10 protein-coding genes are annotated in these 12,149 nt (G+C 40.8%); 5 read left to right on the forward strand and 5 right to left on the reverse strand.

Going from position 1 to position 12,149, the window contains the following annotated elements; all coding sequences use genetic code 11:
- Positions 1 to 18 precede the first annotated feature (18 nt).
- The 3 genes from LC091_RS14310 to LC091_RS14320 all read left to right on the forward strand — a co-directional run bounded on the left by LC091_RS14310 (position 19) and on the right by LC091_RS14320 (position 3,717).
- Positions 19 to 1,098 (forward strand): ABC transporter ATP-binding protein, encoded by a 1,080-nt coding sequence (locus LC091_RS14310; RefSeq protein ID WP_319003673.1) that lies wholly within the window; start codon positions 19 to 21, stop codon positions 1,096 to 1,098.
- Positions 1,088 to 2,032, forward strand: coding sequence for an ABC transporter ATP-binding protein (locus tag LC091_RS14315; protein WP_226682691.1), 945 nt, complete (start codon positions 1,088 to 1,090; stop codon positions 2,030 to 2,032). The genes LC091_RS14310 and LC091_RS14315 overlap by 11 nt, the downstream gene beginning before the upstream one ends.
- Before the next feature lie 470 nt (positions 2,033 to 2,502).
- The gene (locus tag LC091_RS14320) at positions 2,503 to 3,717 is read left to right on the forward strand and encodes a putative glycoside hydrolase (protein WP_226682692.1); all 1,215 of its coding nucleotides are present in this window, start codon (positions 2,503 to 2,505) and stop codon (positions 3,715 to 3,717) included.
- 34 nt (positions 3,718 to 3,751) lie between these two features.
- Here the strand turns inward: LC091_RS14320 and LC091_RS14325 are convergent, their stop codons facing one another.
- A complete protein-coding gene (locus tag LC091_RS14325; RefSeq protein ID WP_226682693.1) occupies positions 3,752 to 3,937 on the reverse strand; it encodes a hypothetical protein in 186 nt (61 codons plus the stop codon).
- Positions 3,938 to 4,107: 170 nt separating this feature from the next.
- Here LC091_RS14325 and LC091_RS14330 point away from each other — a divergent pair, with 170 nt between their 5' ends.
- Entirely contained in the window at positions 4,108 to 4,683 is a 576-nt protein-coding gene (locus LC091_RS14330; RefSeq protein WP_226682694.1) for a GNAT family N-acetyltransferase, read from the forward strand.
- A 61-nt stretch (positions 4,684 to 4,744) separates the two neighbouring features.
- On the opposite strand, the gene LC091_RS14335 is transcribed toward LC091_RS14330, so the two are convergent.
- Genes LC091_RS14335 through LC091_RS14345 form a run of 3 tightly spaced genes read right to left on the reverse strand, consistent with a single transcriptional unit; the run spans position 4,745 to position 9,799 of the window.
- A complete protein-coding gene (locus LC091_RS14335) occupies positions 4,745 to 5,476 on the reverse strand; it encodes a GDSL-type esterase/lipase family protein (protein ID WP_226682695.1) in 732 nt (243 codons plus the stop codon).
- A 24-nt stretch (positions 5,477 to 5,500) separates the two neighbouring features.
- Positions 5,501 to 8,569 (reverse strand): efflux RND transporter permease subunit, encoded by a 3,069-nt coding sequence (locus LC091_RS14340; protein WP_226682696.1) that lies wholly within the window; start codon positions 8,567 to 8,569, stop codon positions 5,501 to 5,503.
- A gap of 9 nt (positions 8,570 to 8,578) precedes the next feature.
- The gene (locus LC091_RS14345) at positions 8,579 to 9,799 is read right to left on the reverse strand and encodes an efflux RND transporter periplasmic adaptor subunit (RefSeq protein ID WP_226682697.1); all 1,221 of its coding nucleotides are present in this window, start codon (positions 9,797 to 9,799) and stop codon (positions 8,579 to 8,581) included.
- Between the two features lie 571 nt (positions 9,800 to 10,370).
- Here LC091_RS14345 and spxA point away from each other — a divergent pair.
- Positions 10,371 to 10,769, forward strand: a complete 399-nt coding sequence (gene spxA, locus LC091_RS14350) for a transcriptional regulator SpxA (protein WP_226682698.1) — start codon at positions 10,371 to 10,373, stop codon at positions 10,767 to 10,769.
- 209 nt (positions 10,770 to 10,978) lie between these two features.
- Here the strand turns inward: spxA and LC091_RS14355 are convergent, their stop codons facing one another.
- Positions 10,979 to 11,641 carry a TerC family protein gene (locus tag LC091_RS14355; protein WP_226682699.1) on the reverse strand — a complete coding sequence of 221 codons (663 nt, stop codon included), beginning with the start codon at positions 11,639 to 11,641 and terminating at the stop codon, positions 10,979 to 10,981.
- Positions 11,642 to 12,149: the final 508 nt, after the last annotated feature.

Below are 12,149 nucleotides of genomic sequence, written 5' to 3' on the forward strand. Positions count from 1 at the left end.
AAAGGCAGGTGAATGACAATGGAAAAAATACTTGAAGTGAAAAACTTACATGTTTCTTTTGATACATTTGGAGGAGAAGTTAAGGCTATCCGTGGTGTGGACTTTGACTTAAAAAAAGGTGAAACGTTGGCAATTGTGGGAGAATCCGGGTCCGGAAAATCCGTAACGACAAAAACCGTGATGCGTTTATTGCCTAAGCATAACTCCAACATTAAAAACGGGGAAATCTTATTTAATGGAAAAGACTTAGCAAAGCTATCTGAAAAAGAAATGCAGAGCATTCGCGGTAAAGATATCGCAATGATTTTCCAAGATCCAATGACTTCTCTAAATCCGACGATGACAGTTGGAAAACAGATTATGGAAGGAATCATTAAACATCAGAAACTGAGCAAAAGAGCCGCTGCAGAAAAAGCGATTGACTTGCTTCGTCTTGTAGGGATTCCAATGCCAGAAGAACGCTTTAAGCAATATCCTCATCAATTCTCTGGGGGTATGAGACAGAGGGTTGTTATTGCAATTTCACTTGCATGTAACCCTAAAGTGTTAATTGCAGATGAACCTACAACTGCACTGGACGTTACCATTCAAGCTCAGATTCTTGATTTGATGAAAGATTTACAGAAGAAAATAGATACATCCATTATTTTTATTACACATGACCTTGGTGTGGTAGCAAATGTTGCAGACCGAGTAGCTGTTATGTATGGTGGACAGATCATTGAAACGGGAACAGTAGACGAAATTTTCTACGACCCGCGCCATCCTTACACATGGGGATTATTAAGCTCCATGCCTGATTTGGACTTAGGTGATGAGGATGAGCTTTATGCCATTCCTGGTTCACCACCTGATTTGTCTGATCCACCAAAAGGAGATGCATTTGCTCCACGTAACGAATTCGCTATGCAAATTGATTTGGAAATGGAGCCGCCAATGTTCCAAATTTCCAAAACGCACTTTGCGAAAACGTGGTTATTACATGAAGATGCACCAGCAGTAGAACCACCACTTGCTGTTCAAAAGCGTCGTCGTCACATGCCACAAAACTTCGAAAAGCCTGTTTTGGTAAAGGACGGTGGAAACAATGGCAACTAATGAAAAATTAGTGGAAATTCGCAATCTGAAACAATACTTTAACGAAGGAAAGCCGAATATGGTTAAAGCAGTAGACGGCTTGAATTTTGATATTTATCGCGGAGAAACGCTTGGACTTGTTGGAGAGTCCGGATGTGGGAAGTCTACAACAGGCCGTACCATCATCCGCCTTTATGATGCAACTGACGGAGAAGTACTTTTTGAGGGTGAAAATGTTCACGGTAAAAAGTCCAAGAAAGATTTGTTGAAATTCAACCGTAAGATGCAAATGATCTTCCAAGATCCATCTGCATCCTTAAACCCTCGTATGACGGTTGCCGACTGTATTGCAGAAGGAATCGACATTCACGGTTTAGCAAAATCAAAGAAAGAGCGTCTAGCTCGCGTCCATGAATTACTTGAGACAGTTGGTTTAAATAAAGAACACGCCAACCGCTATCCACACGAATTCAGTGGTGGTCAGCGTCAACGTATTGGTATTGCCCGTGCACTTGCAGTGGAACCGGACTTCATTATTGCCGATGAGCCAATTTCCGCATTGGACGTATCCATTCAGGCACAGGTTGTCAACCTGATGAAAAAGCTACAAAAGGAAAAAGGGCTGACTTATTTGTTTATCGCCCATGACCTTTCCATGGTGAAATACATTTCCGACCGTATCGGAGTAATGTATTTTGGTAAGATTGTTGAGCTTGCAGATAGTGACGAGCTTTATAACAATCCAATCCATCCGTACACCAAATCTTTATTGTCCGCGATTCCTCAACCGGATCCGGACTCCGAGCGCAGCCGTAAACGTTTTGCTTACGACCCAGCGTCCCACGGCTATGCCAAGGACGAGGAGTTAGAGTTGCGTGAAGTAAGACCAGGACACTTTGTATTGTGTTCGGAAGCAGAGTTTAAGAAGTATCAAGCTGAGTATGCAGGTAAATAAGTTTTTGTGGACCGATCCTCGAATGTGGGGGGTCGGTTTTTTTGTGTTGTGATTGAGTAGGGAGGGCGGGCAATTCTAAACGACCGAAGGACCTTCAGAAGGGAAGGAAATGTCTAATATAAGGTCTCTATAAGCTCCGGGAAGAGAAGAGGAAATGTCTAATAGAACCCTTATCTCCGCCCGAAATTCCTCCATAAAAGTAAAAACGGTATGAGATAGGCTGTCTCTGCGCCCGAAACTGCTCCACGAAAACCAAAACGGTAACAGAGAGCCCTTCTCTGCGCCCGAAACTCCCCCACTGAACCAAAAACGGTAACAGAGAGCCTCTATGTAGTCTCACAATATCCCCAACAACCCCTCGACTCTAGTACTCTCGAATTATTTTGAAGGAAATTGTTGAAAAAGGTAAAAAAACAACGATTTTCCAGTATAATAGAGATAGCATATAAGAGAAGGGATTTTGAAATGAAATGATGAAAAAAATGATTGGTGGTCTGGTGGCTGCAGTCGGAATTTTCGTATTAGGTGGAACGCTAGTTCAAGCAGAAGGAGAAGAGGTACTCCAAGCTGCACAACATGCAACAAAAAAGGTGGAATTACAAACTCGCGAGTTACCAATATCGATTGCGAGGTTTGCATTTGACTCTGGTTATACCTTTAATTATCCAGATGCAGTTAGAGGTATCTATGTAACCGGTCACTCCGCGGGTGGAGAAAGATTTCCTCGCTTACTAGATTTACTGAAAAAAACAGATCTAAACGCAATGGTTATTGATATTAAAGATGATCATGGCTACCTTACTTACATACCGGAGGAGAAAGACTCTCCATTCATGGACATTGCGCAGCCTTATATCAAGGACCCAAAACAAATGATGAATACCTTGGAGGAAAATGAAGTTTACCCAATCGGTAGAATCGTAGTTTTCAAGGATACTGTCTTAGCTAATAAGCGCCCGGATCTATCTTTTCAGGAAAACGGTAAAGTATGGGTGAACGGTCGTGAAGAGGCATTTGTTAGTCCTTTCTTAAAAGAAGTGTGGGATTATAATATTGATATTGCAATTGAAGCAGCTAAAATGGGCTTTCAAGAAATACAGTTTGATTATGTGCGTTTCCCGGAAGGATTTGAAAAGAGAGATACAACTCTTGAATACACGTACGGAGAATATAAAGACTTAGATATGGACAATGTTCAAAAGCGAGTGGAAGCGGTAACAGATTTCGTGGCTTATGCTCGTGAGCGCTTAGAGCCTTACAATGTTCAAGTGTCTGTGGATATCTTTGGCTATACAGCAACCTTGCCAGAAGCACCTGGAATTGGTCAAAACTTCAGTCGCATTTCAGAACACGTGGATGTTATTTCTTCCATGATTTATCCAAGTCACTGGACATCTTATTTCGGAATAGCAAAACCTGATACGGAGCCATATAAGCTGATTGAGGCGTATTCAAAGCTCGAAAATGCCAAGTTGGATGAACTGGAGAATAGACCAGTTTCAAGACCATGGATACAGGACTTCACGGCAACGTGGCTTGGGGCAGGCAATTATATCCCTTATGGCGCCAAGGAAGTAGAGGATCAGATCCGTGCTTTAAATGAAAATGGAATAGATGAATACTTGATTTGGAATGCTGGTAACAGCTATACAGAAGGACTAGATTTTACGCCGTTAAATGATTAATTAAAAAAGCTGCCAATTCGGCAGCTTTTTTCTGTTATTTCTTTTTCCCTCCAACACTCTTCCATCCAGCCTGCATACTCGCGGATTTATCAAAGCTTTCAGTGCCTTTCTTTCCGCCAAAAAGCTTTTCTCCGATACCGTTTGTCAGTACGCCCATAACGGCGGTGATTCCGATTACCAATAAAGCTACGATGGTAAAATCAATGAAATATTCGATCAAAACCACACATCCCCTTTGTCTTATGTAATCGTATACAAAAAACAATCATACTCCTATTGTATGGTATGTTTAATAGAAAAGGAAGAGGGTATATTAACAGTGAGGTCTGTTCAAGTTTGTTATACTTAAAATGTACATAGAGAAAAAGCGAAAGGGGAGTTTATTACAGAATGAATTGGTATGAGAAATTAAATCAATATTTTCCAGTAGAAGAGATGAAATCGAGGGAGCATATGGAGCTTCTTTTAAAAGAAAGAGGGGACATTTACCACAAGGATGAAGGGGAGCATCATGTATTAATGTATGTGGAGCTTGATAACTTCATTTTTATCGATTACTTGTTTGTTTCAAAAGATGCTAGAGGAATGGGACTTGGACATAAGTTGTTAGATAAAATGAAGGAAAAAGGCAAGCCGATTATTTTAGAAGTAGAGCCTGTTGATTACGATGACACTGATACGGAAAAACGACTTCGCTTTTACAAAAGAGAAGGGTTTGAACATGCTACATCCATCGGGTACAGACGTCGTTCTCTTGCAACTAATGAAGTGAATGCAATGGAGATCCTTTATTGGTCACCTACGGATGCAGGGGAAGAAGCGATCTATGAGGGAATGAAAGCTACATACGAGCAAATTCATACATATAAGGATAAAGAATTGTATGGTGAATCTTATGATAAAGTAGACAAAGTACTTACCTATGATGAAGATGATGATAATGAGGATATCCTGTCTAAATTATAATCAATAAGAAAATCCCCCGGAAATAAAAAGCTGCATGCTTTACTTCCGGGGGATTTCTGTATCACTCTATACTTTCCTGATAGGCAATCTTCATTAATCTGACAATTTCGGAATAGCCCTTATCATTCGGGTGAATATCTTCTTCTGAAATGTGCGTCCACTCCAATGCTTTCCCCTCGAACGCTTCATACGGATCGATCACCAATGTGTTGGATTCCTCTCCATACTCCACAATAAATCCATTAAACAATGGGGCATACTTTGCACCAAGCTCTGTCAGTTCATGACCTTCTGGGTAGGGATTATAGAGTCCTAAAAGAATGATAGTAGCATCAGGATTCAGCTCACGCAGCATCTTATAGGTCTCTTGGTAAGTTCTCTTCAAAATTTCCAACCTAACATTAAGTGCTGTTTCATCTTCGCCTTCTGGTACAGAGCGGATAGTCTGTAAGAAGTCATTGCCTCCGATAGAAACTGAGATGACTCCGGCCGTTTTCAGACGGTTTTGCAAAGCCTCATCCGCATTTAACAATGCCAATAAGCCTGTGGAGGAAAGGCCGGGGATCCCATAGTTCTCCACCGTCACATTGTTTTTCTCACGTAAATACTTCGTAAATTGCGGGACGAATCCGTGAATGCGTAAATAGTTTTCTTCAGAAGATCCAAGACCTGTGGTTAATGAATCTCCAATGGCGATATAGGTAATTTCACCAGGGGATTCAGCAGTAGCGGGAGGATAGATAAGAAAACTCAATACAAGCAGCGTTAAAACCAAAACCCATTTTTTTAGCATGTTAATCATCCTCCCGCCAATTTTTTAAGCATCCAGCTTTTCTAATTTCTTCAGCTTTCTTTTTTCTTTAAATTCATCAAATAGATAGTAAACAACCGGAATTAAAATCAAGGTAATAATTGTTGCGAAACTTAATCCAAACACGATTACGATAGCCATTGGCTGTTGAATTTCCATCCCTTCTCCAAAGCCCAGGGTTAATGGAATCAACCCAAGTATAGTAGTAAGGGCGGTCATGAAGATTGGTCTTAGACGGGTTGGTCCTGCTATAAGGATAGCTTCCCGTGTTGTTTTGCCATCACGCTTCATTATATTTACATAGTCGACAAATACGATGGCGTTATTGACGACGATTCCGGTTAGTATTAGCATTCCGACGAGGGAACCAACACCTAGTGGCTGCCCGGTGACGAGCAGGCCGGTAATGATTCCGATAATCGTCAGCGGTACGCTAAACATAATAATAAATGGATAGAAATAAGACTCAAATTGACCAGCCATGACCATGTAGACAAGCACAACGGCAAGCGCCAGGGCCCCTCCAAGTTTGAAGAAGGCGTCATTCATTTGTTCATCCTGTCCGCCAATCGTTATTTTATATTGATTATTTGGAATGTAGATGTTTTCTTTCAATGTTTGTTCCACGTCGTCAATGACGCTGCCAAGATCGCGATTGACAATATCGGCATTAACCGTAATTTCACGGTTTCTGTCTGTTCTGGTGATCTGGCTTGGTCCCTGTCCTCTCTCAACAGTTGCGACTGCTTGAAGAGGGATATTTTCACCAGTCGGTGTATTGATCAGCAATTTCTCCAAATCTTGAATAGAAGCGGTATACGTATCTTCAATGGTTAACCGGATATCAAGTTCAGCCCCGTCACGAGCCATTCTTGATGCGACAAGTCCTTTAGTGGCATTTGAAACGGCAGAAGCGATTTGTGCACTTCCTATTCCAAACTGGCTTGCTTTAACTCTATCAATATCTACGACAATCTCGGGATTTCCTTCTGTATAGTTAGAGGAAGGTTCCCGGATACCATCTATTTCAGAAAGAAGTTCGACTGTCTCATCCGCCATTGATTTCAGCGTGGTCAAGTCAGGTCCTGTAATGCTTAAGGATACAGGATTTTGAGAAAAACCAGAGTCCCCGGAAGAAAGGGAGATGTCCGCACCAGGGATGTTCTCAAGCTTTTCTCTGATCTCATCTCCAACAAGTTTGTCGGAGCGGCTCCGTTCTGTAACTGGTGTCAAAAGAATGCTGTAGTTTGCCCGGTTTGTCTGAGTACCGGCTGAAACCGAGAAGTTGTCTGTTCCACCGACTGTCACAAATGCCAGGTCAATTTCCTTAATATCCGATAACCTCGAATCTATCTCTTCCATCACATCATATGTAGCATCAAGCGAGCTTCCATCAGGTAAACGTACGGTCATGGAAATGAAACTTTGGTCCTGTTGTGGCAAGAACTCTTTTCCGATAAAAGGAATGCCAATTAACGAAATCAGAAACAATATGACAATGGAGGTGACAGTCTTTTTAGGATTCCTCAACACTTTTTCCAAAATAGAACGGTACCAATTGGTGAATCCGGTAAACCTCTCTTCGAAACGAGAAGTGTTTGTATTTACTTTCAATAGAAGAGAAGAGAATAACGGAACAATGATTAATGCTGTGAACAAAGAGGCAAGCAATGAGAACGAAACGACAAGTGCTAATGGTTTAAATAATTGTGCAGCCAAACCGTCTACAAATACGATAGGTAAGAAAACGATGACGGTGGTCAAAGTGGAAGCAATGATGGCAGGACCAACTTCACTTGTTCCTTCAATTGCAGCATCTTTCATGCTATAACCTTTTTGTCGTAAACGATAAATATTTTCTAAAATGACAATGGCGTTATCGACCATCATCCCAATTCCCAGCGCAAGCCCCCCTAATGTCAGCAGGTTTAACGTTTGACCGCTAAAATACATAAAAATGAAGGTAGCTACAATGGAAACAGGGATAGAAAATAAAATGATAAGTGTACTGCGAATGTTTCGTAAAAAGAAGAACAGTACCAAGGCCGCCAATAAACTACCAGCAATCATGTTGGTGGTTACGGCGCGAATAGATTGTTCAATAAATTGACTTTGGTCAAATATCGGTTTTATTTCAACGCCTTCAGGTAAATTTTTTCTGATTTCTTCTAACTTTTTCTCAATATTGTTTGCAACCGTAACCGTATTGCTTCCTGACTGCTTCAATATGGACATTCCTACTGCAGGTTCTCCATTCAAGTAGCTAAGCTGAGTTGTCGGCTGTAGGGTTTCTTTTACTTCACCGAGCTGATCGAGCTGAATGACGCCTTTAGGAGTAGGAATAGGAAGCGTTTGTATGTCATAAATGGAGGCATATTCTCCGGTAATACGTATTGGTAAGTTTTGATTTTGATCTGTCAGAGAACCGCCAGGAAGGTTTAAGTTTTCGGCAGCGATAATTTGCTGTAATTGGTCAATAGATACATCGAATGAAGAAAGAGCGTTTGGATCCAACGTTATTCTTACTTCATTTTCCGCGCCGCCTTCCACAGAAATGGACGCAATTCCATCCACACTGCTTAATTGAGGTTCAATATCTTGTTCAGCCAACTGCTTCGCCTTAGTCATTTCTCCAGAGGGATCTGTGATGGCAAGTTGCACAATTGGCAGGTCACTTGGATTGAAGCGGAGAACCCTTGGAAGATTGGCGCCTGAAGGAAGGAAGTCGCGAACCGAATCAATCCGCTCTCTCATATCCAAGGAGGCAAAATCCATATTCGTTCCCCAGGTGAAAGACACGAGAACAAGAGATCCTCCCGTTCTTGAAATAGAGGTAACAGATTCCACATTGGGCAAAGTGCTCATTGCATCCTCTAGTGGGGAAGAAATCAGGTTTTCTATCTCTTCAGGGCCAGCCCCTTCATAGGTTGTGGTTACCGCTACAATAGGAAAAGTTAATTCTGGAAACAAGTCCACCGGCATACCGCGCATACTGACGGCGCCAAGTATTAACATAAGTATGATCACCATTGACATCGCAATGGGACGTAACACAGAAAGCTTCGCAATTTTCATCTAATAGGCTCACTCACTTTGTTCAGTTATTTCTGCACCGTCTTTTAATCTTTCTTTTCCGTTTACGGCAACTTTCTGGCCTTTAGAAACTCCTTTTAGAATCTGCATAAATTCATTGTCACGGAAACCGGTTTGAACTTCTTGTCTCACCGCTTTATTTTCTTCAATGACATACACATAAGGATTTTCCTCTTCATATAAAATGGCGTCCATTGGTACGACAGTTTGAGCTTCTAGGTTATCAACGGCTACATATGCAGTGGCTCTCATTCCACCTTTGATTGCTAAATCAGTATTGCTGACAGGAATGGTGACAGAAAACATATTCGTCTGTTGGTTGACGGTTGGAGAGACTGTCTCAATCTTTGATTCAAACGAATCTGCCAATCCCTCAAAGTTAATAGTCGCATCTTGCCCGGCCTTTAATTTACTTACTTGATAACTATTCACTTGGAAAGTTGCAGCTATATTGTGTAACTGAATAATCGTTCCAATCGGAACATTTGGAGAGGCAATGCCATCGTTTACTACATTTAATTCAGAAACAATTCCGTCAATCGGGCTTGTAATCGAAGTCGCATCTGCCATTTGTTGTGCTTGCTTCAGCCCTTGTCTAGCCTGACTTAATTGAGCTTCCACTTCCATGGTGTTAAAGGTAGGCATTTGCTGGACTTGGCTCGCAGCTGTCGCAAGCTGTGCCTGTTTGACCATCACATCCACTGTGCTTTGAACCAAATCAAGTGAAGTAACAGCCCCTGTGTCAACGCCATCCAATAGAGCTTGAGATTTTTCTAAACTTTGGTTTAATTCTTCTTGCAACTTGGGTATATCAGAAACAGAGGCCTGATTTTCAGCTGCCTCTTGCATTTCTTTCATTTTTGAAAGGGCATTTTCTAGCTCTGTTACTGCACTCTGAGCCTGCGTTACTTGTTCGGTTGCAGCATCAGAATCCAATGAAACAATTAAATCGCCCTTTTTTACTATATCTCCAATTTTCACATGAACAGATTCAACGGTAAGGGGGGAGGTAGTTAGGAGTGGTACTTGTGTTTCCGGTACAGCCAGTCCGACCAATTCGATTGTGTTGCTGATGTTTTTTTCCGTAACTTCAGCAATCGTTACAGGTATCTTATTGGACTCTGTATTCTGGCTTGTAATCTCTTTTTGACTGCAAGCAGTTGAAAATAAGAGTACGAACATGGCAGGAAGCAGCCAATATTTTTTCAACATATATCACCTCATACTTATCTTGTCTAATTATAAAACTAACATGTATTACAAACCCTTACAAATCCTAACTATCGAAGGAATATTGAAACAACAAAAATGTTACCACTTTGTGAACACCAAAAAAATAATGAGAACTAATTTCATTTATATGAAACCTTCAAGCCCAACCAAACGTCTGAATAGATGTAAGCAAAGCAGTAAGTAAAATTATTTAAATGTACAATTAGATTTCCCCTTTAGATTGTAGTGCAAGGTGTGAGACCCCTGAGGGAGATAGCGGTAGGTTGAGACCCCGCAACGAAGTGAGGAGGCTCAAGCACCGCCTCTAGGAAAGCGAACACCTGGAACGGAAATCTAAAGGGCGTTAGAGCAGTTAATGAAAAAAGAAAATTTGAACATGCTGTGACAACTTGTCCGACTTTTAAAATACTATACCTTTTTAGTCGGAAATCGTGTATAATAATCAATAGAGATTACTTCTTTAGAGTAATTTCAAATTGAGAGCGATTCACAATTAGAAACGTTCAGCATGTTCTTTCGAATAATACTAGATAAAAGGAGAGGAAAGTTCATGGTAACCCTATATACATCTCCAAGTTGTACTTCTTGTCGTAAAGCAAAACATTGGTTAGAAGAACATAATATTCCATATACAGAAAGAAATATTTTCTCTGAATCCTTATCTATTGATGAGATTAAAGAGATCTTACGAATGACGGAAGACGGAACAGATGAGATCATCTCAACTAGATCTAAAATCTTCCAAAAGCTGAATATAAATGTGGAGGCAATGCCACTGCAAGAATTATATTCTGTTATTAAAGAACACCCTGGTCTATTAAGAAGACCTATCATCATAGACGAAAAACGACTACAAGTAGGGTACAACGAAGATGAGATTCGTCGATTCTTACCAAGAAAAGTAAGAACCTTCCAATTGAGAGAAGCACAACGATTAGTTAACAGCTAATATAAACAAAAAACTTCTACATGCATCATCGCATGTAGAAGTTTTTTTATCTCTAAAATCTCCTTATTAATTGAAGTGCAAGGTGTGAGACTCCAGCGGGGGAGAAACGGTAGCTTGAGGCCCCACAGGCGAAGCCGAGGAGGCTCAAGCACCGTCGATAAGCGAACACCCTTGAACGAAAATCAATAAGCGTTTAAGCAGCAACTTATTCAACGTACTTTAAGAAACTGTCTTTTATATAATCCAGTAAAAAACAACATACCCAGAATTAGCACATACGGGAAAAACGACTGCCACTCACCGGCAGGGAGCATTACAGCAACCTTAGGCTCAAAAATAATCATCTTTCCGGCCGTATAACACAAAATACTTGCACCAAAATAGATAATTATAGGATATTTCTCCATTGCCACTAATATAATCTTACTCCCCCATATAATTATAGGTATGGAAAATACCAGGCCAATGATCACCAAATAAAAATTACCATGTGCAGCACCTGCAACAGCCATAACATTGTCTATTCCCATCACGATATCGGCAACCACAATTGTTTTAATGGCAGCACCAAGGGAGTGCCTGCCCTCAACAATTGTTTCGTTTCCTTGATCTAGGATTAACTGCGCTGCTATATAAACCAATAATACTCCTCCGATAAAATGAAGAAACGGAATAGCCAACAGATATACGGCACAGATGGTGAGTAAGATTCTGCACACAATTGCGAGAAGAGTACCGATTATGATTGCTTTGTTACGGTGCCGCTCTGGAAGATTGCGACATGCTAGTGCTATCACTATGGCATTATCTCCGCCGAGTACAATATCGATGCCAATGATGATTAGTATGGAAGTTATCAGTTCCAGTTCCACTTTATCGCCCCTTCTTGTCCCAGTCCTCTATAAATATAGTGGCCAAGAAGAGAGATTATGCCAGAAAAAATGGATGAAAGAGCAAGTCTGGGGGTTTGTAAAAATGTTAGATAGGCATTTTAACGATTTTTGAAAATGTGAGCATTTTTGTTTCCATTCTTCCTTTTTTTATCATAAAATAAAAGTACAAGTATCACTCTTGTTAGTACAATGTTCTTTTTATATGCTGCGGTCATGGTCTAGCTACAGGCTAGGTACTTGAGGTCATTACTCATCTCTGAATAGAGATGTATCACAATCTATGTTTTGCTTAAATGGACCGGAACCAGCCGCATTTGCTCATCTTTGCATAGATTTTAGGTTTACTCGCTATGCTAAATGGATAAATTGTAACAATAAGGTATAAGAAATTTGTGGAGGGTCCCTTCCAAGGAAAGACGGAGGAAAATGAGAAGCGGACAATAAGAGACTGGCATTTCTCACATGAGATTTGTTTGCAAGAGAGCAC

The organism is Sutcliffiella horikoshii (genome assembly GCF_020524325.1).
Taxonomy (GTDB): domain Bacteria; phylum Bacillota; class Bacilli; order Bacillales; family Bacillaceae_I; genus Sutcliffiella_A; species Sutcliffiella_A horikoshii_D.